This is a genomic window from Streptomyces sp. NPDC107521, from assembly GCF_055598485.1.
Genome location: NZ_JBVKAT010000008.1, coordinates 63,729 through 84,375 on the forward strand (window position 1 = coordinate 63,729; position 20,647 = coordinate 84,375).

Sequence of the window (20,647 nt, forward strand, 5' to 3'; positions counted from 1 at the left end):
CCTTGAGCTGGGTCGACGAGGAGGCGCGGGGCCCCGGCCGCGAGGGGTCCCGGACGGGCGTCGTGCCCGGGATCATCCCGCCGGGGACACTCGGCTGGGGTCCGTCTCCGTGCCTGCCCCCGGGACCCGCCGTGTGGCAGCCGGGCGACCTGATCAGGGAGTTCGGCGGTGGGGGTTCCCACTCCCCCTCCGGGGGTGCCCGCTCGGCGGACCGGGGGCGGGGCTCCGGCCTGTCCGTGACCGGTGAACCCGGGCTCGGGCCTTTTCAGCCCTGAGAGAGCCGAGGACGACGCCTGCGGAGGCCGGGGCGCGCCGGGGCCGGGCGCCGGGGGCCGGGGCCCGACACGGCGTTGGCATAGGCGAGGGGCGCCCGCGAGGACCAGGGCGCCGGTTGCCGCACCGACGGGTTCCGCCGACGGCTCCCGGGCGGGTGAGGTGCTTGTTCATGGCGCCGGGTGTCGAGGCGGTCGTGCGTGGTGCGGGTGCCGATGCCGGCGCCTCACGGTCGCCGGCACGATGAGCGACGCGGGGCCGCCGGGGCCGGGGTGTGCACGGTCCGTGTGTCCGCGGGATCGTCGCCCACCGCATCCGGCCGCCCGTCGGCCTCACCGCCGGTCCGGCCCGGCCGGTGGAGGGTCAGTGGCCGGCGCCGGCCTTGACCGCCTTCGTGGCGAAGTAGCCGGAGAGCCAGCCGGCAGTGGCCTCCGAGTGGTGCGGCGCCTCGGTGAAGCCGGTGATGGCGAAGCCCGCCGCGATCTGACCGCCGAGCTGATCGGTGAGCGTGTGGCTGTACTCCACCGGCGCGTGCAGGCCCCACAGCCGTTCCCGCTCGGCGGGCTCCAGGTGGGTGAGGTCGCTGTAGGGCAGGCGGTGGCGCACCACCAGTTCGCCGCGCGTCTCCAGGGACTCGGCGTCGAAGAGGTAGACGTCCGGGTTGAGGAAGCCGGACAGCAGCGTCCCGCCGGGGCGCAGCACACGGTGGCACTCGCGCCAGACCGGTGCCAACTCCGGGATGAACAGGTTGGAGACCGGGTGGACGACGAGGTCGAACGAGGCGTCCGGGAACGGGCTCAGGTCGCGCGCGTCGCCGAGCACGGTGCGCAGGTCGAGCCCGTCCCGCGCCGCGACCATCTCGTCCTGTGCCAGTTGGCGGGGCGAGTTGTCGAAGACGGTCACGCGCGCGCCCGCCGCGGCCAGCACCGGGCCCTGCTGCCCGCCGCCGGAGGCCAGGCAGAGCACGTCGCGACCGGTGAGCTCCGGCGGGAACCAGGCCGGGTCGACCGGCTCGTACCCGATCAGGACGATGGACCACTCGCCGGCCCGCGCCTTCGCGATCACCTCGGGACCGACCGGGCGTGACCACTCGTTGCCCTCCTCCACCTCGCGGTCCCAGGCGAGGCGGTTGTGCGCGACGGGGTCGACGGGAGTCCGGCTCATACACCGCAGCATAGGGTCTTTCGTTTGGATCGGGCCGGATCGGGGAGCCGGGTCCGGCGCCGTGCACCGTGCGCCGTGCGCCGCGAGGCGGAGGAGGGAGTCGGGGCGGGGCCCTGGTGACCGACGACAACGCGGCGAGGTGCGGTGCCAGGGCCCGCGAGCCCGGCCTGATCCAAACGAGAGGCCCTGGTTGCCGCACCGCACACGTTCTGCCGAGGGCCCTCGGGCTGTGGGGCGCTCGTTGACGGCGTCGATGTCGAAGCCGTCGGGATCGAAGGCGCCGCCGGTCCGGCCGAGGAGTTCTTCGTGCCGCTCGTGACGGGGGCGATGATCGCGGCGAGGAAGGCCGCGTGGCTCCAAGGGCCGCCGCAGTCCTCGGGTGGGCAGGCTCGACGACGCCGGTCGGGAAGCATCTGCGGGTGGTGACCGGCGCGGTGGACAGGGCCATTCTCCACCTCGCTCCGGCAACCCCGGTCGTCCCCGAAGTCATGGGACCTTCTCCACCTCGCTCCGGCCGCCCCGGTCGTCGCCGAAGTCATGGGTGCGGCCGACCGTGTCGCCGACGGTGGGAGCGGCCGCGGCCGGCGGGGCCTTCTCCCGCCGCCCCACCCGTCCCGGGCCCGGTGGCCGACCGGGCCGCGCGCGAGCGGGCGGCCCGTGGACCGGCGGCCGGCCCGAGCGGGCCCGTCCTTCCGTCCGGCCGTTCCCTCCCGGGCGAACCGGTCCCGCCACCGCACCGCACCGTCGAGGCGTCTGCCCGGACGGTCTCCGCCATCCGCCGGACCGGACGGCCACCGGCCGCGAGCACGGCTGCGCGAGCCCGCCGGGCATCGCGCTGCGGCGTGGTACCGGCCCGTACCCGTGCCTCCGGCACACGCCGGTCGTCAGCGGCAGGCTCCACGCCCGGTCGACGAACCGACGGCCATCAGCGGAGCTCCCCCGGCGCAGCGCCGGAACTCCCGCTCGGCCACGGGAAGTCCGGCTCGGCCGGTGGGTCGCAGGGGCCGGTGCCGACGGTGGCGTCCGCGTCCCGCTCCCCCGTCCCCCCGCCCTCCGGGTCGGGCACGTACCGCAGGACGCCCCACATGCCGTGCTCGTCGGCCTCCCGGCCGGCGTCGCGGCAGCCGTCCAGTTCCTTGGCGAGGGCGGACGCGTCGATCCCGGCGCCGATCAGCACCAGTTGGGTCAGCCGCTCGCCGTCGGCCGGCCAGGGCTCCGGGTAGAAGCGCAGGAACCGCCCCACGGCGTGGACGGAGTACCGGTTCCGAGGGTCGTACGGACCGAAGTCGACGTACCCCTTGATCCGGTACAGCCCCTCGGGGCGGCTGTCCAGGAACCGCATCACCCGGCGCGGATCGAGCGGCACGTCGGAGACGAACGCCAGGCTGTCGTACGCCGCGTGCAGGTGCCCGGCGTGGGAGCCGCCGTCCCGGGAGTGGTCGTGCAGATCGTCGAACGAGAGCTGCCCGATCCGCTCCCCGTCCGGACGGCAGTCGAACAGGAACTCCGGGTCGACCGCCCCGTACACCGAGGCGACCACGGCGGCGCCGTCCGCGAGGGACCGCACGAGGGCGAGCACCCGCTCCGAATCGTCGGCCCGGTCGGTCTTGTTGACCACGATCAGGTCGGCCAGCGCCAGATGCCGGTCGATCTCCGGGTGCCGTTCCCGCGTGCCGTCGAACTCGGCGGCGTCGACGACCTCGACGAGCCCCCCGTAGACCACGCCCGGCTGCTCGCTGGCGAGGAGCATGCGCACCAGTTCCTGCGGCTCGGCGAGCCCGCTGGCCTCGATGACGATGACGTCGATCCCGGCGTCGGGGCGGGCGAGCCGCTCCAGGTAGACGTCCAGTTCGCTGCCGTCGACGGCGCAGCACAGACAGCCGTTGCCGAGCGAGACCGTGGAGTCCCCCAGGGCCCCGGCGACGGCCATCGCGTCGATCTCGATCGAACCGAAGTCGTTGACGATGGCGCCGATCCGGCTGCCGCCGCTGCGGTGGAGGAGGTGGTTGAGGAGGGTGGTCTTCCCGGAGCCGAGGAATCCGGCCAGCACGACGACCGGGATCTGCCGGGGAATGGGGCTCTGGGCCACCGCACGACCTCTTTCTCGCCTGCCCGCCCGCCGCGACGGCGGGCCTCCGGCAGGGTGACCGGGGAACGGAACGCCTGATCAGGATACGTGTGGTGAGGGCGTGGCAGAGGAGGTTCGGGCCACCACGGGAGTATCGTTCGGGCGCGGCCGGAAGCCAACGAGGGAAAGTCAGGTTAGGCTTACCTCTGTGAGTATCTGCTCAACCGTTTCCCGGGATCTCGACGAGCCCGTCGCGGGGACCGCGCCCGCCGCGCGGACCTGGCTCCTGCTGGAGCAGACCGGGCCCTGGGGTGCCAAGGCGCTCACATCGAGCCATCTGGACCCCGCCCTCGGCCGCGCCCTGGAGGCCGCCGCGAAGGGCACCGGCGTGCGCCTCGCGCTGATCCGCCGCCCCGGCCGCCACGCCGACGGCCACGCCCCGGGAACGCGCCGGGTGTACGCGGGCCACACCGTGCCCGGGAACGTGTGGCTGCACGGCGCCACCGTCACCGATCCCCGGCGGCTGCTCGACCTCGACTTCGCCGCGCTCGGCCGGGGCGACCGGAGCGCCTTCGACACGGTGCTCGGCGGTGCCCCGCACGAGGGCGCCCCGCTCGCCCTCGTCTGCACCAACGGCAAGCGGGACCGCTGCTGCGCGATCCTGGGCAGGCCGCTCGCCGCCGAGCTGGCTGCCTCCGGGGCGGAGGGCACCTGGGAGGTCACCCATCTGGGCGGCCACCGCTTCTCCCCGACGATCCTCGTCCTGCCGCACGGCTACGCCTACGGCCGGGTCGACGCCCGCTCGGTCGGCGAGATCCTGCACCGGGTGCGCGAGGGACGGATGGTCGTCTCCGGCTGCCGGGGCAGCACGGCCTGGGAGCGCCCCGGCCAGGCCGCCGAGCTGGCGGTGCGCGCGGAGACCGGCGAGGACGCCGCGGAGGCGCTGACGGTGGTGCGCACGGAGCGGTCCGCCCCGCACTGGGAGGTCACCGTCGCCCACGCCGACGGCCGCCACTGGCGGGTCACCGTCGCCCAGACCGCCGCGCTGCCGCCCCGCCCGGAGAGCTGCGCCACCTCGGTGCTCGGCTCCCCGGCCCACATGCGGGTCACGGCGCTGCGCCGCATCACCCTGCCCACGTCCCTGGCCGTCTGACCCCGCACCCGCGCGAGCGGGCGGCGGGGGGAAGCGTTGACGTGCGGACACGCACGGACGCGGAAACCGAAGGCCGGGCTCCCCGCACCGTCCGCCCCGGCGCCGCGCGACGGCCCACGGACCCGGCCCGGCACCGCTCACGCCCCGCCCGTCACCGGCCCCTTCCAGCGACCAAACCCCCGGACCACCCGAAACCGCAGGAGCGCACGGAAGCCACGGAAGCCACGGGAGCCACGGGAGCCACGGGAGCCACGGGAGCCACGGGAGCCACGGGAGCCACGGGAGGACCCGAAACCATCGCAGTCCGCTGAGCCACTGGCCCCCGGACCGGCCGGAACGCCGTGCGGCAGGACCACCGGAGCGCCGGAGCAACAGGAGCGGCCGGACCCCTGGGATGGCCGGAACGGCCCGGCAGCCGGGACGGTCGGCCGGACCACCGGATTGCCCAAACGGTCGGACCACCCGAGCGGCAGGGGCGGTCGGACCGCCGGAATGACCGGACCGTCCAAACCGCCGACGCGGGCGACCGGCGCCCAACCTTCAGGTCGGCCCCCGGCCCCCGATCCCGCCCCAGGTGCCCCTGCCCGCGCACCCCCCGGGCGGACTACGCGTCGATGCGCGACCGGTCCAGCGTGGCGGCCGAGCTGGAGATGAACTCCTTGCGGGGTGCCACGTCGTTGCCCATGAGCAGGTCGAAGACGTGCTCGGCGGAGTCGAGATCGGTCAGGTTGATCCGGCGCAGGGTGCGGCGGCGGGGGTCCATGGTCGTCTCGGCCAACTGGTCGGCGTCCATCTCACCGAGGCCCTTGTAGCGCTGGATGGAGTCCTTGTAACGGACGCCCTTGGTCTTGAACTCCATGAGCTTGTCCCGCAGTTCCCGGTCCGAGTACGTGTACACGTACTTGTCCTGGCCCTTCCTGGGCTGGACGATCTCGATGCGGTGCAGCGGCGGCACCGCGGCGAAGACCCGGCCGGCCTCGACCATGGGCCGCATGTAGCGGTGGAAGAGGGTCAGCAGCAGCGTCCGGATGTGGGAGCCGTCCACATCGGCGTCGGTCATCATGATGATCTTGCCGTAGCGGGCCGCGTCGATGTCGAAGGTGCGGCCCGAGCCCGCTCCTATGACCTGAATGATCGCACCGCATTCGGCGTTCTTCAGCATGTCCGTCACGGACGACTTCTGGACGTTGAGGATCTTGCCGCGGATCGGCAGCAGCGCCTGGAACTCCGAGTTCCGCGCGAGCTTCGCGGTGCCGAGCGCCGAGTCGCCCTCGACGATGAACAGCTCGCTGCGCCCCACGTCGTCACTGCGGCAGTCCGCGAGCTTCGCCGGCAGCGAGGAGGACTCCAGCGCCGTCTTGCGACGCTGCGCGTCCTTGTGCTGACGGGCGGCGATACGGGTCCGGGCCGCGGCGACGGCCTTCTCCATGACGACCCGGGCCTGCTGGGCGTCGTCGCGCCTGGTCGAGGTCAGGAACGCCTTCAGCTCCCTGGCGACCACCGTGTTCACGATCCGGCGGGCCGCCGAGGTGCCGAGCACCTCCTTGGTCTGCCCCTCGAACTGCGGCTCGGCCAGCCGGACCGTCACCACCGCCGTGAGGCCCTCCAGGGCGTCGTCCTTGACGATGTCGTCCTCGGCGACGCGCAGCAGCTTCTTGGCCCGCAGCACCTCGTTCATCGTCTTCGCCACCGCCTGCTCGAAGCCCGCGACATGGGTGCCGCCCTTGGGCGTGGCGATGATGTTGACGAAGGAGCGCAGCGTGGTGTCGTAGCCCGTGCCCCAGCGCATGGCGATGTCCACGCCGAGATCCCGGGTGACCTCGGTGGGCGTCATCTGCCCGAACTCGTCCAGGACCGGCACGGTCTCCTTGAACGCGCCCTGGCCGGTGAAGCGGAGCACGTCGCAGACGGGCCGGTCGGAGGCGAGGAACTCGCAGAACTCGCTGATGCCGCCGTCGAAGCGGAACGACTCCTCGCCCTTGCTGCCCCCGTCGCCGAGACCGAACTCGTCCCGGACGACGATGGTGAGGCCGGGCACCAGGAAGGCCGTCTGCCGCGCCCGCTGGTGCAGCGTCTCCAGGGAGAGCCGGGCGTCCTTCAGGAAGATCTGGCGGTCGGCCCAGTACCGCACACGGGTACCGGAACGGGTCTTGGGGATCTTCTTCGCCCTGCGCAGACCGCTGCCCGGCTCGAACTTCGCATCCGGGCCCGCCGCCGCGAAGGCGCCCGGCACACCGCGCCGGAAGCTGATCGCGTGGGTGTGCCCGCCGCGGTCCACCTCGACGTCCAGCCGGGCGGACAGGGCGTTGACGACCGAGGCGCCGACACCGTGGAGGCCGCCGGAGGCGGCGTAGGAGCCGCCGCCGAACTTCCCTCCGGCGTGCAGCTTGGTCAGCACGACCTCGACGCCGGACAGGCCCGTCTTGGGCTCGACGTCGACCGGGATGCCCCGGCCGTTGTCCCGGACCTCCACGGACGCGTCGTCGTGGAGGATCACCTCGATGTGGTCGCAGTAACCGCCCAGGGCCTCGTCGACGGAGTTGTCGATGATCTCCCACAGGCAGTGCATCAGACCGCGGCTGTCGGTCGACCCGATGTACATGCCCGGACGTTTACGGACGGCCTCGAGCCCCTCCAGGACGAGCAGGTGCCGCGCGGTGTAGTTGGAACCGTCCCGGTCTGCTCCTGCCAGCAGCGCTGTGGACGGCACGGACGTCTCGGCGGTCACGCGGTTCGCTCCTCGCTGAATTTCAGATGGGGCCCCGCTGGGTAAGGGCGCGGCTTCGTTCACCGGTCAGAGGGTACCGATGCCTGGTAGAGCCGTTGTCACGCCACCCTCGTCGAGAACTCACCCTAGTCCAGGGTCGCATACCTGTTCGATCCCTCGATGGGGTGAAGTACACATCACGTTCCCTTCGAGGCATGAACCATTTAGGCTCCGGGCACGTCCTCATGAACAAACCGGCAACCCAGCCGGCGGGACCGACACCGATCCGACCGCGCGAACCCGTACGACACAGAGACACGCAATACGGCACATTCGCCGCCAACGGGTGACAGCCGACCCCTCGGAAGAAATCTTCGAGGAAAAAGCCACGAGCGGGAACGTTTTGGGGCTGGTTGGATGTTGACCCTGGTACGACAGCTCGTCGAGCTAGAGAAGAGGCGACGTGACTACTGTTCTGACTTCCGCGAGCCCGCTGACGGCCGCCGACCGTTGCGACCGCTGCGGCGCCCAGGCGTACCTGCGCGTCGTTCTGCTGAGCGGCGGGGAACTGCTCTTCTGCGCCCACCACGGCCGCAAGTTCGAGCCGGAACTCAAGAAGATCGCCGCTGAGATACAGGACGAGACGGAGCGGCTGACGTCCGTTCCCGCGTCCGGTCCCGAAGAAGAGCGCTGACGCTTCGCATCCGACGACGAGCGAGTCCGGCACGGGCCGAGTCCGATCGGTCCGTGTGCGTGCAGGCACAGGCCGGTGAAAGGGCGACCACCTCATCCGAGGCGGTCGCCCTCGCTCGTGCCGCGGGGCTCCAGGGGCCCGTCAGCGCCCTCCCACCGCGGCCCGGGGCACCTGCCCGCCCAGGGCCGTCACAACGGCGGAGACGCGCGTGTAGACCCCCGGATACCCCGGTGTGCCGCAGCCGCTCCCCCAGGAGACGAGCCCGACGAGCCGCCCCCGGGCCACCAGCGGCCCGCCGCTGTCGCCCTGGCAGGCGTCGCGGCCCCCCGCCCCCTCCCCCGCGCACAGCATGCTGTCGGCGCGGTACCGGCGGTCGTCGCCCCCGGGGTACGCCTGCTCGCACCGCGCGTCGGGCAGCACCCGCACCCGCGCCGCCCGCAGCCCGGTGGCGTAGTCGCCGGCGCCCGAGGAGTCACCCCAGCCGTAGACGAGGGCGGCCGTCCCCGCCGTGTAGGCGGGGTCCCCCTCCGCGGCCATGCCCAGGACCGAACCGGCGGGCAGCGCCTCGGAGAGGGTCAGCAGGGCGAAGTCCCCGACGTTGCCGTCCGGGTCGTAGCCCGGGTTCACACCGATCCGGCTGACGGGGATCTCCCGCCCCAGGGCCGAGCGCAGATCGGTGCGGCCGGCGATGACCTTGAGGTCGCCGGTCCGTCCGGGCGGCGATCCCAGCACCGCCCCGCTCACGCAGTGCGCCGCCGTGAGCACGGTGGTGCGGCCCACCGCCACTCCCCCGCAGAACTGCCCGGACCGCGTACCCCCGAACCGGTCACGGCTGGAGAGGGCCACCGTCCACGGGCTGTCGGCCACGTCGACCGGGAAGCCCCCGACGACGATGCCGCCCGCGGTCCCGGGGGCGGCGCCCGCCAGCGGTATGACGGTGGCCGCCGCCGCCAGGACGAGCGGGCGGACCAGCGTCCGGACCATGAGACGACGCATACGCGCTCCTCACTCACAGGTGGTCATTGGGAGACCCAGGGTGATCCACCCGGCCCGCGCCCGCACCCCCGCCCGTGCCCACGCCGGCACCCGCCGCCCCGCTCCCGGCCGCGCCGCCTCCCCCGGCGGTGCCCGCTCCGGCCGCCCATGACCGAGGCCCGGCCCCCCTGCGGGGAACCGGGCCTCGATGCCGGGCCGGGCGTGCCGGCGACCTGCCTAGTCGAGGTAGTCGCGCAGCACCTGGGAACGGGACGGGTGGCGCAGCTTCGACATCGTCTTGGACTCGATCTGGCGGATGCGCTCGCGGGTGACGCCGTAGACCTTGCCGATCTCGTCGAGGGTCTTCGGCTGACCGTCGGTGAGACCGAACCGCATGGAGACGACGCCCGCCTCGCGCTCGGACAGGGTGTCGAGCACGGAGTGGAGCTGCTCCTGGAGCAGGGTGAAGCTGACCGCGTCGGCCGGCACGACGGCCTCGGAGTCCTCGATGAGGTCACCGAACTCGCTGTCGCCGTCCTCGCCGAGCGGGGTGTGCAGGGAGATGGGCTCGCGGCCGTACTTCTGGACCTCGATGACCTTCTCCGGGGTCATGTCGAGTTCCTTGGCCAGCTCCTCCGGGGTGGGCTCGCGGCCCAGGTCCTGGAGCATCTGGCGCTGCACGCGGGCGAGCTTGTTGATGACCTCGACCATGTGCACCGGGATGCGGATGGTGCGGGCCTGGTCGGCCATCGCGCGGGTGATCGCCTGACGGATCCACCAGGTGGCGTACGTGGAGAACTTGTAGCCCTTGGTGTAGTCGAACTTCTCGACCGCGCGGATCAGGCCGAGGTTGCCCTCCTGGATGAGGTCCAGGAAGAGCATGCCGCGGCCGGTGTAGCGCTTGGCCAGGGAGACCACCAGGCGGAGGTTGGCCTCCAGCAGGTGGTTCTTGGCCCGGCGGCCGTCCTCGGCGATGATCTCCAGCTCGCGCTTCAGCTTGGGCGCGAGCTTGTCGGAGTTGGCGAGCTTGTCCTCGGCGAAGAGACCGGCCTCGATGCGCTTGGCCAGCTCGACCTCCTGCTCCGCGTTGAGCAGGGGGACCTTGCCGATCTGCTTGAGGTAGTCCTTGACCGGGTCGGCGGTGGCGCCGGCCGCGGCGACCTGCTGCGCGGGGGCGTCGTCCTCGTCCTCGTCGGACAGCACGAAACCGGCGCTCTCGGTGCCCTCGGGCTCGTCGGCGGCCTTCGGCTCCTCGGCGGGCTCGTCCTCGACCAGCTCGGCGTCGTCCTTCTTGGCGGCGGTCTTCTTGGCCGCCGTCTTCTTCGCCGCGGTCTTCTTCGTGGCCGCCTTCTTGGCGGTGGTCTTCTTCGCCGCCGCCTTCTTGGCCGGCGTCTCTTCCTCGGCGGGGTCACCCGCGGGGGCCGCCGGAGCGGCGGGGGCGGCGGCCTTCCTGCTGGTCACCGTCTTGGACGCGACCGCCTTGGTGGCGGTGCGCTTGGCGGGACTCTTCGCTGCGACGCTCTTTCGGGTGCGCTTGGGCTCCGCGGCACTGACCATCAGCGTCACACCCTCTTCCTCGAGGATCTGGTTGAGGCTGCGCAGTACGTTCTTCCACTGAGTGGCCGGAATCTGGTCAGCCTCGAAGGCTCGACGCACGTCGTCGCCGGCGATCTGCCCCTCGGCCTTTCCCCGCTCAATGAGCGCCATGACAGAGACGGACTCGGCGATCTCCGGCGGGAGCGTACGGGATGTGCTGGCCGACACGAACAACCTCTCGGAACGTTGGAAAACGGCTTCCGGCCGCCGTCCTGGACGGACGGGGCCGACCACCGGCTTGGGGATGGGCCGACGGCGCGGGCGCGGGCCGGGGAGAAGCACAGCGTCGTGTACGACGTCCGTATTCCCTCCGCGGCAGTCACCTATTAGGTCATCGCGTTGTTTGCCCGAGCGTTACGCCCAATCCGCGTGGCCCGAGTCACACCCCGTAAGCGGTCAAAGCCGGTCACACCCGAACGAACGAGGTCGCACACCGTCCTGACCTGGCCCAGCCGGGGAGATCCAGGGTCTCATCACACCGTCGGACCCCGTGGGATCTGAGGGAATCCCGCGGGGTCCGACGGTGGTGACGGGCGGTCCGGAACCGCCGCGGGAGGGGGGAGGCGGCGCATCCGGGGCCCGCCCCCGCCGGGCCGGACGCGGTCAGCGCTCGCGCGGGGGTCGGCGCCCGCCCGGGGTCAGTGCTCGCGCGGGGCGGGGACGACGCGCTCCACCTCGGGGTGGACGACGAGGAGGTGGCGCATGGCCGTCTCGGCGGCGGCGCCGTCGCCCGCGGCGAGCGCGTCGACGATCCGGCCGTGCTGCCCGAGGGACGCCTCGTTCGGCCGGTCACAGCCCGTGACCGGGCCGCCGGACACATGGAGGGCGGCGGAGACGATCCCGGACAGGTGCTCCAGCATGCGGTTGCCCGCGACCTGGATGAGCAGGGCGTGGAACTCGGTGTCGGCCCGGGAAAAGGTGAGCGCGTCACCCTGTGCCATGGCATGGCCCATGATGCCGACCATGTCGACCAGCCGCTGCTGCACATCCTCGCGGCCGTGGCCGGCGGCCAGCCGGGCGGCGAGGGGCTCGATCGTCCAGCGCAGCTCACTCAGCTCCCGGCGCTGGTCGTCGCGCTGCGGCCCGAAGGCGCGCCACTCGATGATGTCGGGGTCGAGCAGGTTCCAGTCGCTCACGGGGCGCACCCGGGTGCCGACGTTGGGCCGGGCGCTGACCAGGCCCTTGGCCTCCAGGACACGCAGGGACTCCCGGACGACGGTGCGGGAGACCTCGAAGCGCTGGCCGATCTCCTCGGGCACCAGGGGGCGGTCCGCCCCCAGATCGCCGGAGACGATCATCTGGCCGAGCTGCTGGACGAGTTGCCCGTGCAGTCCGCGGCCGCGGCTGCCCGCGGGGCGCCGGCTCACACGGCCGAGATCGGGCTCCATCCCCTCCCACGCGGGCGCCCCGCCGCGGTCGACGCCGGGCGTCTCCGCGTAGGGGTAGCGGTCGAGTTCGCCCGGGTTCGACAGACCGGAGTCGGCGGAACGGGCGGAGGTCATCATGGTGTGCGCAAGGGTACTCACGCATCCTTTGTCGGCCTCGTCCTCAACTCCCTTGAGGGCTTTGGTGAAAAGCACACGAAAGGGTGATCGCTCACCCCGCCCCAATTGACGCCTTATCGGAAAGAAATGGGCTTCCCACGGGGGAGTTGTGCGCACGGCCGGAACGGAAGTCATCCGGGGCGGTCACCGGGCCCTGCCCCGCAGGGTGGTGAGCAGATAAGCGCAGAGCAGGGCGGCCACCGACAACGTCATTGCCCCGCCCACGGGTTGTGCCAGCAGCCGCAGCACCCCCGTCGCGTAGCGCTCCCCGCCGAACGGCCACGGCGCCAGGAGCGCCTCGCGCAGCCGCGTCGGCAGACCGGCGGCGGACCGCACGGACGGACCGCCCCAGAGCCTCTGTACGAGCGGTACGACCAGGACGGGCACCGCGAGCACCGCGGCCAGCCCGGCGGTGGTGGAGCGGAAGACCCCGGCGGCCAGCAGCCCGGCCCAGGCGCAGCCGACCACGAGCCCGGCCCAACCGGCGCTCAGCGCGGGCCAGTCGGTGGGGACGGCGGTGAGTTCGGGGCCGTAGAACAGGTACAGCAGCTCGGCGTCGCAGCCCAGGGTGAGCACGGCCAGCAGCAGCGCGGTGAGGGCCGAGACGACGAGTTTGGCGCCGAGCAGCCCCAGCCGCCGGGGCACGGTCCCCCGGTCCGCCGCGAGGGCGGGGTGGCGGAACTCGTCCCCGAAGGCGAGCGCCCCCAGCAGCCCCGCGCCCAGCGCGGCGGGCGGCAGCGGCAGCTCCGCCGGCCACGCGACGAGCAGCCGCGGCTGCGGGGTGTGCCCGATCCGGGCGAGCACCACGGCGGTCACCGCGGACACCACCAGCACGACCGCGCCGGTCAGGAACCCGGTGCCGATCCCCAGGGCCCGGTGCAGCTCGTATCGCAGCGGCCGCAGCGGGCCGGGCGCGGAGCGGACCCGGATCGGCGGCCCGAGCCCGGAGCCCCCGCCCCGGTCCTCCGCGACGGCCCGGACACCCCCGACCAGCGAAGCCACCCGGCGGAACGGGGACACGGGGGCGGCACGCACGGGGGCGGCACGCACGGGGGCGGCACGCACGGGATCGGCGCTCATGGAGCGGGCGGGCGCGGCGGCGGTGGGCACGGGGGCCGCGGTCGCGGGGTCGGCGCGCACGGGGCCGGGCGGAGGGGCGCCGCGTACGGGATCGGGCTCGGGGTCGCCAGCCGCGGGGGCGGTGGGTACGGGGACCGGCGTGGAGGCGGTGCGTACCGGGGCCGCGTGCTCGGGGTCGGGGTCGGGGTGCGCGTGGCCGGTACGCGCGGCGGCGGTGGGCACGGGGGTGTCCGGGGCCGGGGTGAGGGCAGGGGCGGGGTCCTGCGCTCCGGCAGGAGCGCGCCCTGCCGAGGCGGACCGGCCGACGGGGTGGGCGGCGGGTGCGGAGCCGGTACGGGACCGCCCCACGACGGACGGGGGCTCGGCCACCGACGCGGACGCGGTCGCGGCGGCCGCCGCCTCTCCCGGCCCCGGCGCGCGCCCCGGCCCGGGCACGACCCCGGGGCCCCGGTCGGGCGCGGCGGTGGTCCCGGCTCCCGGGCCGCGCGCGGAAGGGGGCTCGGGTGCCGGAATCCGCGTGGTGCCCGATGCCGGCCCGGGCCCGGACTCCGACGCGAGCCCCGGGACAGGCGCGGTACCGGAGGTCGGTACGGGCCCGGATACCGACGCGGCCCCCGGGAACGGCCCGGGCGCGGCGCCGGGCTCCGGCATGAGCCTCGCGAAGAGCGCGGGCCCGGAATCCGGCGCGGGCCCGGAATCCGGCCCGGACCGCGGGACCGGCCCGGACCCAGAGGCCGGTCCGGGCACCGCCCCGGGCTCCGCTTCCTCCGACGGGTACGCCTCCGCTCCCGGCCCCATGTCCCCCACCTCGTCGGCGAGTCGGTGGACGAGGATGCCGTTGCGGAAGGCGGTGTCACCGATGTCGGCGCAGGTACTGCCGTACACCGCGAGGCGGTTGCCGCCCTCCCGGACGACCTCCACCGAACGGCGTTCGGTGCGGGCCTCCTTGGCCAGCAGGGCGGCGAGCCGGGGGGCGTGCGGGCTGCGGACGGCGACCCTGGGGCGCAGCCGGGTGCGCCGGAACCGCGCGGCCTCCTGGTCCGCGACCACCCTGCCGCCCTCCAGCGTGACCACGTGGTCGGCGGTGCGGGCGGCCTCCTTGGGATCGGCGGTGCCGAACAGGACGGTGCCGCCCCGGTCGGCGTGCGCGCGCAGCGCCCCGTGCAGCCGGCGAGCCTCGGCCGCGGACAGCCCGGCGGCGGGGTCGTCGAGGACCAGGGCGTGCGGGTCGGCCAGCAGGGCGCAGGCCAGTCCCAGGCGCCGGTCCTGTCCGCGCGAGAGGGTGCCGAGGCGCTCCTCCCGCAGGCTCACGAGGCCGGCGGACTCCAGGACCTCGTCACCGCGCCCCATGGGGACCCCGGCCGCCGCGCAGAGCATGCGCAGGTGTCCCCGGACCGTGCGGCCCGGATGGCCGGGCACGTCCCCCAGCAGCACCCCGACCTCCCGGGCCGGGTGGGCGATGCGGTGCAGGGGGCGGCCTCTGAAGTGGGTGATGCCCCGGCCGGGTTGGAGTTCGAGCATCAGTCCGAGCGCTGTCGTCTTTCCCGCGCCGGACGCTCCGAGCAGTGCGGTGACGCGGCCCGCGCGCGCCTCGAAGGAGACATCGTCGACGGCGGGGGGAAGCTCCTTGCGGGGGGTGCTGGTCAGTCCGAAGGCCTGGATCACCCGAAGCAAGATAGCGCGCTATATCGGATTTTCCGGGCATAGCACGGCCCGTCGTGGGCCGCGGTACGACCGGGCGCGCGGCCCCGTTCCGCCAGGTGCGCGAGCGGGTGTCCGCCGTTCGCGCCGGGACCGGCCGCGCCCGCGCTCACACCTCCGGGCGCAGCATCGGGGGGTTGAGGAGGGTGGCGCCGCCCGCGCGGAACAGCTGGGCGGGGCGCCCGCCCTGACGGGTCGTCGTCCCTCCGGTGGGGACGAGGAAGCCCGGGGTCCCGGTGACCTTGCGGTGGAAGTTGCGCGGGTCCAGGGACACGCTCCACACCGCCTCGTACACCCGGCGCAGCTCGCCGACGGTGAACTCGGGCGGGCAGAAGGCGGTGGCCAGCGACGAGTACTCGATCTTGGAGCGGGCCCGCTCCACGCCGTCGGAGAGGATGCGGGCGTGGTCGAAGGCGAGCAGCGCCACCGGCTCTCCGTCCCGGCCGCGCCCCTGCTGGTCCAGCAGCTCCTCCACCGGCGCCCAGCGGGCGTTGCTGGCGTCGCCGCCCGCCCGGGGCGCGGGCAGGTCGGGTGCGAGCGCCAGATGGGCGACGCTGACCACGCGCATCCGGGGGTCTCGGTCGGGGTCCCCGTAGGTCGCGAGCTGCTCCAGATGCGCCCCGTTGTCCTGGGCCGGGGCGGCGGGGTCGTGGACGGTCAGCCCCGTCTCCTCGGCCAGCTCCCGGGCCGCCGCCCGCGCCAGGTCCTCGTCGGCCCGCACGAACCCGCCGGGCAGGGCCCAGCGCCCCTGGAACGGGGACTCGCCCCTGCGCACCGCCAGCGCGCACAGGGAATGGCGGCGCACGGTCAGCACGACCAGGTCCACGGTGACGGCGAAGGGCGGAAACGCTGACGGGTCGTAGGGCATGCCGTGATCATAGTCGTCTTCCTGACGATAAACACTCCCTTCCGCTTGCGCACCGCTCTCGCCGCCGCCTGCCGTTCACGCCGGTCCGGACCTGGGCCGGAGCACCGTCGCACCACGGCCTCCCGGGGCTCCCGGCGGGTCCCCGCGCCTGCCCTCCTCTCCGTTCCGGAACGCCTTCCGCCCGCTCATGGCACCGGCCCGGGGGGACGGCTCGGGCTCCCCGACCGACGGCCTCCGCCCCGGCGGCGTGGTCGGCGCCGGGCGGTGTCAGGGGCCGGGACGAACGCCGCTCACCCCTCCTCCTGGGCGCCGCCGACGGGCTCCCGCCGGGTGCTCTCCTCCCCCCTGGCTCCGCCGCCCGCGGTGCCCGCCTTCCCGCGCGCCTCGGGGGACCCGCCGGGACGCGCCCCGCCCGCGGGGGTGCGGGGACGCACGCCCTCCGGCCGGACCGCGGCCTCGGACCGGACCGCCCGCCGCAGGGCCCGGTGCCGCGTCCGCAGCCGGGCGGGGTGCCCGTCGGCCGTGGCGGCGGGGCGCGCCCGGGGCCGGGGCACCGCCCGGGCACCGGCCCCGGAGGCCGCCCCGGTGTCATCCGCCCCGGTCCCGGCCGCGCACTCCGTCCCGCCCGGAGCGCCGCCCCCGGCCACCGCACCGCCCTCGGCCACCGAACCGCCCTCGGTCACCGCGCCGCCCGCCCGGTCGGTGCGCAGACAGCGGCGGATCGACTCGGGATCGAGCCCCTCGTTGCACGCCTGGTGCAGCAGGCGCGCGAAGAGGTAGTCCTGATCGGCGCCCAGGGCCATGGCGAGGGCCTCCCGCGCCTCCAGCTCGTCGCCCGTGGACCAGGCGACCCAGCCCGCGAGGCTGAGCGGCGCCGCCGCGTGCTCGCCGTAGGGGCCGACGCACCGGCGGGCCAGGGCGCGCCAGAGCCGCAGCGCGGGGCCCGCCTCGGCGCCCTCCATCCATCCGGCGGCCCGGTCCCGGGTGGTGCGGTCCTGGAGGCCGAGAACCAGGGCGGCGGCCTCGTCATGGGTGATCAGCCGGTCGTCGCGCCCGTCCTCCGCGGCGGCGCCGGACGCCGCCGAGGCCCCGGCCAGTCGGTCCATGAGGCGGGCGGCCAGGTCGAGCGTGTCCTCGGCGACGTCCCCGCGCCGGGTGGTGTCGAAGATCCGGGAGATCAGCGCCGAGCCCGCCGCGTCGAGGGCGCTCTCCTGCTCGGCCGCGGCGGCGCCCTCCCAGGGCAGCAGCCGCCTCCGCAGCTCCCGCAGCGAGCCCCGCACCTGGATGCCGGCGTAGGCGGCGGCAGCCGCTAGCACCGAGGTGCCCGGCAGCCCCATGGGGACGCCCTCGGGCGGGCAGTTGACCTCGTCGTCGTGGCAGTAGGACCAGAAGCGCCCGTCGGAGATGCACAGCGCCTCGACCACCGGGATGTCGAGGGCACCGCTCTCCAGGCGCAGGCTCTGCGCCAGGGGCCTCAGCCGCTCCATCACCTGGCGGCCGGACTCGCCCGGGGCCGGCTCCTGGCAGAGGTAGGCGACCATCCGCACCGGGCGGGTGCCGCGGCGCTCCCCGCCCGTCACCAGGCCGCGCACCAACTCCCGGGCCGCTCCCGGCCAGTCCTCCGGCCCGGCGGGGATGCCGAGCCTGGCCCGGCCGCCGAACCGGCCCTGCCCGTCCCGGTCGTACAGGGCGGCCAGGACGATGCTGTCCTCCGGCCGGTACCCGAGCAGATAGGGCAGGGCGTCCGCCAGCTCGGCCGGGGTGCGGAGGGTGACCTGCGGATCGTCGTCGGCGGCTTCGCGCGCTTCGCTGCGGTTCGTCATGGATCGACGATCTCGCGGATCCCGGAATCCCGCTGGGCCCTGTGGACAACTCTCGCCCCGGGCATGACACCCGTCGTCCGGCGGCCCGCACGCGGCGTTCCCCGTCCCCGGGCACCGCGCCGGGTCGTGGCTCCCGGTCGTGGTCACCGGTCCCGCGCACCGCGCCCCGGCACGTCCCGCGGGAAGGCGCGCTCCGGAGCGCGCCTCCGGAACGGCCGACCCCTCCGGGCCACCGCCCGAGAGGTCTAGGGCCTCTCGTTTGGATCACGCCGGGCTCGCGGGGTCTGGCCTGAGCCAGACGAAGGGCCCTGGGCCCCGGCTCCCGCCCCGGCCTCCGGTGCGGGCTCGGGCAGCGTCGGGCCCCGCAGCCGTCCCGCCTCGTACGCCTCCAGCACCGCCCGGCGGCGGAGCTTGCCGCTGCTGGTGCGGGGGAGCTGGCCGGGGCGCAGGAAGTGGACGTCCTGGGGGCGGACGGTGACGCCGAGGGTGCGCACGAGCTGGTCGACGACGCGGGCCCGGCAGCCCTCCGTGTCCTGGCGGGTCTCCCGGCAGGAGTCGGTGAGGACCAGGATGCTCCCGCCGCTCTCCACGACCGCGGTCCGGCCCTGGCGCACGAACGGGAGCCGCTCCACCGCCTGTTCGAAGTCCGCGGCGAACAGGCTCTGCCCGTTGACCTTGATCCGGTCGCCGTCCCGCCCCGTGACGAACAGCTCGCCGCCGTCGAGGAAGCCGATGTCCCCGGTGGTGTAGAAGCCGTCGTCGCCCGCCAGCGTGCCGCTGCGGCCCAGGTAGGCGGTGGCGAGGCTGCCGCCGGACAGTTCGATCAGGCCCAGTTCGTTCTCGCCGCAGACCCGGCCGTCCCCGTCCCGCACGCGGACGGTGAACTCCGGCATGGGCCGCCCCACGCAGACGGCCGGGACGCCGGAGGGCGCGGGCACGGTCCGGACGCCCTGGCCGGGCTCCCTGCTAGAGACCAGCAGGACGGCCTCGGCCATGCCGTAGCAGGGCATGAAGGCGGTCGACCGCAGCCCCGAGGGCTCCATCAGGGCGGTGAACGCCTCCAGGTTGGGGATGTTGATCGGCTCGCTGCCGAGGTAGACGGCCCGGATCCGGGAGAGGTCCAGCTCCGCGAGTTCGGCCGGGTCCGCGTCGGCCATCATCCGCAGCGAGTAGTCGATGGCGAAGTTGGGGATGACCGTGCCCATCACCCGCTCCGCGGACAGGTGTTCCCACCAGCCGCGGGCGTCGAAGAGGAACGAGGTCGGGTCGGCCAGGAGCAGGTCGCAGCCCACCCGGAAGCACGAGAGCATCCCGCCGACCAGGCCCATGTCGTGGTAGAGCGGCAGCCAACTGCTGACCCGGTCGCCGGGGCCCCGGCCGTCGGTGCGGGTGATCATCCCCAGGTTGGCGCGCAGCCTGCCGTGCAGGATCGGGATGCCCTTGGGGAAGGAGGTGGAGCCCGAGGAGAACTGGACGAAGGCCGTCTCCTCGTCGCCGGGGACGCGCAGCACCCCGGACGCCCCGGACGCGCGCAGCCCGGCCGGCGGCAGGGGCAGGGCGGGCGCGGGCAGGGTGACGGGGGCGAGGCTCGGGACGGCGAGGACGTGGTCGGCCCCGTGGTCGCGGGCGATCCGGTCGAGGAACTCCTCGTAGGTCCGCAGCGGGGTGCTGAGCGCGAAGGGCTTCACGCAGAGCGGGAGCGCGCCGATCTCCATGAGCGCGAAGAAGGAGAGGATCACCTCGGCGGAGGTCTCGAAGGGGAACAGGACCCGGCTGCCGGGACGCACCCCGTGGTCGCGGAGGAACTCGGCACCGGCGGCGACCCGTCCGGGGAACCCCGCGTAGGGAACGGACTCGGGGGCTTCGTCGAACTTCCCGTACAGGTACAGGCCCTGGTCGGAGAAGCCGTCACGGGCGCCCAGGAATTCCAGCATGGCGGTCCTTCTACTCCGTTTCCGTGTCGGCGCCGGTACCGCCGCCGTTCGTGGTGCCGGTGCCGGGCGCGGTGTCCGCGTCCCCGCCACCGGTCGTGGTGCCGGTGTCCCCGGCGCCGGCCGGGCCGTCGGCGGGGAGGGTCCGCCGCATCCACTCCAGCAGTCGGGGCAGCACCTCCTCGGCCGCCCGGCGTCCGCGCAGCACGTCGACGTGGCCCGGATCCCAGGAGAGCCCCGACTCGCGGCCGAAGACCGTGCACCGGGCGTCGGAGCCGAGGTGCTGGGCCAGTTTGCGGGCGCGGGCGGGCGAGGCGTGGAAGGTGTCGGCGGCGCCGACCCCGACCAGGGCGGGCAGCGTCACCTCGGCGAGGGCCGCCCAGTAGTCGGTGGCCCCGTCGGCGCTGTGGAAGCCGCCCTTGGGCGCCCAGTCGGCGAACTGCCGCATCAGGCCCGCGGGTTCGTCGAAGCGCCCCTGCTTCAGGGCCCGCGCGGGGAACCGGCCGACCAGACGGGACAGGGTGGCCGCGAAGAGGATCTGGGCGCGCTTGGGCAGCCCGCCGTCGCTGTAGTCGTTGACGGCGGAGGAGAGGGTGAGGACCCCGGTGAGCCGTCGTTGCAGTTCGGGCGCGACGCCGAGCGCCGCCAGCGCCGCGTAGCCCGCCATGCTGTGCGCCAGCAGGAACAGCGGCCCGGGGTGGCGCTCGGAGACGGCGCGCACCAGGTCGGGGATGTCGTGGCGGACGTAGGTGTCGAAGTTCCAGTCGCCCGCGCGCCGTTCGTCCGTACGGCGGCTGGGTCCGTGCCCGCGCAGCGAGGCGGCGTGGACGGCGTACCCCTCGGCGAGGAAGACGTCGGCCGGACTGCGGCCCGCGGCGCCCAGGAAGAAGGAGCCGTCCGCGAAGAGGCCGGGCAGGAAGAGCACGCCCGGAGTCCCGTCCCCGGCCCGGCCGTCGCCCGCCCGGCGCACATGGAGCTCGTGACCGTCACTCGTGGGGACCCAGTACGTGCTCTCCTGCGGCGCTGCTGCCGTGCTCATCGTGGTCTGCTCTCCCTCGTTGGACTCAACG

At 74.3% G+C, this 20,647-nt stretch carries 13 protein-coding genes; 2 read left to right on the plus strand and 11 right to left on the minus strand.

Annotated elements, in window-relative coordinates:
* Positions 1 to 636: 636 nt before the first annotated feature.
* Both ACZ7LB_RS14390 and ACZ7LB_RS14395 read right to left on the minus strand, forming a co-directional pair.
* Complete coding sequence (locus tag ACZ7LB_RS14390) at positions 637 to 1,437, minus strand: class I SAM-dependent methyltransferase (protein WP_471468113.1); 801 nt, start codon at positions 1,435 to 1,437, stop codon at positions 637 to 639.
* Between the two features lie 925 nt (positions 1,438 to 2,362).
* Complete coding sequence (locus ACZ7LB_RS14395; protein WP_471468115.1) at positions 2,363 to 3,526, minus strand: CobW family GTP-binding protein; 1,164 nt, start codon at positions 3,524 to 3,526, stop codon at positions 2,363 to 2,365.
* A gap of 187 nt (positions 3,527 to 3,713) precedes the next feature.
* Here ACZ7LB_RS14395 and ACZ7LB_RS14400 point away from each other — a divergent pair, with 187 nt between their 5' ends.
* Positions 3,714 to 4,658, plus strand: a complete 945-nt coding sequence (locus ACZ7LB_RS14400; RefSeq protein WP_471468117.1) for a sucrase ferredoxin — start codon at positions 3,714 to 3,716, stop codon at positions 4,656 to 4,658.
* Positions 4,659 to 5,262: 604 nt separating this feature from the next.
* Here ACZ7LB_RS14400 and ACZ7LB_RS14405 read toward each other — a convergent pair.
* Positions 5,263 to 7,386, minus strand: coding sequence for a DNA gyrase/topoisomerase IV subunit B (locus ACZ7LB_RS14405; RefSeq protein WP_471468118.1), 2,124 nt, complete (start codon positions 7,384 to 7,386; stop codon positions 5,263 to 5,265).
* 442 nt (positions 7,387 to 7,828) lie between these two features.
* Between ACZ7LB_RS14405 and ACZ7LB_RS14410 the strand changes: the two genes are divergently transcribed.
* The gene (locus tag ACZ7LB_RS14410) at positions 7,829 to 8,059 is read left to right on the plus strand and encodes a DUF7455 domain-containing protein (RefSeq protein ID WP_471468120.1); all 231 of its coding nucleotides are present in this window, start codon (positions 7,829 to 7,831) and stop codon (positions 8,057 to 8,059) included.
* A gap of 141 nt (positions 8,060 to 8,200) precedes the next feature.
* Here ACZ7LB_RS14410 and ACZ7LB_RS14415 read toward each other — a convergent pair whose 3' ends face one another.
* The 8 genes from ACZ7LB_RS14415 to ACZ7LB_RS14450 all read right to left on the minus strand — a co-directional run bounded on the left by ACZ7LB_RS14415 (position 8,201) and on the right by ACZ7LB_RS14450 (position 20,616).
* Positions 8,201 to 9,055 (minus strand): S1 family peptidase, encoded by an 855-nt coding sequence (locus ACZ7LB_RS14415; RefSeq protein ID WP_471468122.1) that lies wholly within the window; start codon positions 9,053 to 9,055, stop codon positions 8,201 to 8,203.
* Positions 9,056 to 9,271: 216 nt separating this feature from the next.
* Entirely contained in the window at positions 9,272 to 10,798 is a 1,527-nt protein-coding gene (locus tag ACZ7LB_RS14420; protein WP_471468124.1) for an RNA polymerase sigma factor, read from the minus strand.
* Between the two features lie 470 nt (positions 10,799 to 11,268).
* Positions 11,269 to 12,156 (minus strand): FadR/GntR family transcriptional regulator, encoded by an 888-nt coding sequence (locus ACZ7LB_RS14425; protein WP_471468125.1) that lies wholly within the window; start codon positions 12,154 to 12,156, stop codon positions 11,269 to 11,271.
* Positions 12,157 to 12,318: 162 nt separating this feature from the next.
* Positions 12,319 to 14,919: an ABC transporter ATP-binding protein gene (locus ACZ7LB_RS14430; RefSeq protein ID WP_471468127.1), complete on the minus strand. Its 2,601-nt coding sequence runs from the start codon at positions 14,917 to 14,919 to the stop codon at positions 12,319 to 12,321.
* 145 nt (positions 14,920 to 15,064) lie between these two features.
* Positions 15,065 to 15,823, minus strand: coding sequence for an NUDIX hydrolase (locus ACZ7LB_RS14435; protein WP_471468129.1), 759 nt, complete (start codon positions 15,821 to 15,823; stop codon positions 15,065 to 15,067).
* A gap of 290 nt (positions 15,824 to 16,113) precedes the next feature.
* Entirely contained in the window at positions 16,114 to 17,646 is a 1,533-nt protein-coding gene (locus tag ACZ7LB_RS14440) for a DUF4192 domain-containing protein (RefSeq protein ID WP_471468131.1), read from the minus strand.
* A gap of 245 nt (positions 17,647 to 17,891) precedes the next feature.
* Positions 17,892 to 19,580, minus strand: a complete 1,689-nt coding sequence (locus ACZ7LB_RS14445) for an AMP-binding protein (RefSeq protein WP_471468132.1) — start codon at positions 19,578 to 19,580, stop codon at positions 17,892 to 17,894.
* Positions 19,581 to 19,590: 10 nt separating this feature from the next.
* Positions 19,591 to 20,616: an alpha/beta fold hydrolase gene (locus ACZ7LB_RS14450; RefSeq protein WP_471468134.1), complete on the minus strand. Its 1,026-nt coding sequence runs from the start codon at positions 20,614 to 20,616 to the stop codon at positions 19,591 to 19,593.
* Positions 20,617 to 20,647: the final 31 nt, after the last annotated feature.

Coding starts and splice junctions, on each gene's coding strand:
- ACZ7LB_RS14390 (WP_471468113.1), bottom strand. CDS start 1,437: ATGAGCCGGACTCCCGTCGACCCCGTCGCGCACAACCGCCTCGCCTGG.
- ACZ7LB_RS14415 (WP_471468122.1), bottom strand. CDS start 9,055: ATGCGTCGTCTCATGGTCCGGACGCTGGTCCGCCCGCTCGTCCTGGCG.
- ACZ7LB_RS14435 (WP_471468129.1), bottom strand. CDS start 15,823: ATGCCCTACGACCCGTCAGCGTTTCCGCCCTTCGCCGTCACCGTGGAC.
- ACZ7LB_RS14440 (WP_471468131.1), bottom strand. CDS start 17,646: ATGACGAACCGCAGCGAAGCGCGCGAAGCCGCCGACGACGATCCGCAG.
- ACZ7LB_RS14445 (WP_471468132.1), bottom strand. CDS start 19,580: ATGCTGGAATTCCTGGGCGCCCGTGACGGCTTCTCCGACCAGGGCCTG.
- ACZ7LB_RS14450 (WP_471468134.1), bottom strand. CDS start 20,616: ATGAGCACGGCAGCAGCGCCGCAGGAGAGCACGTACTGGGTCCCCACG.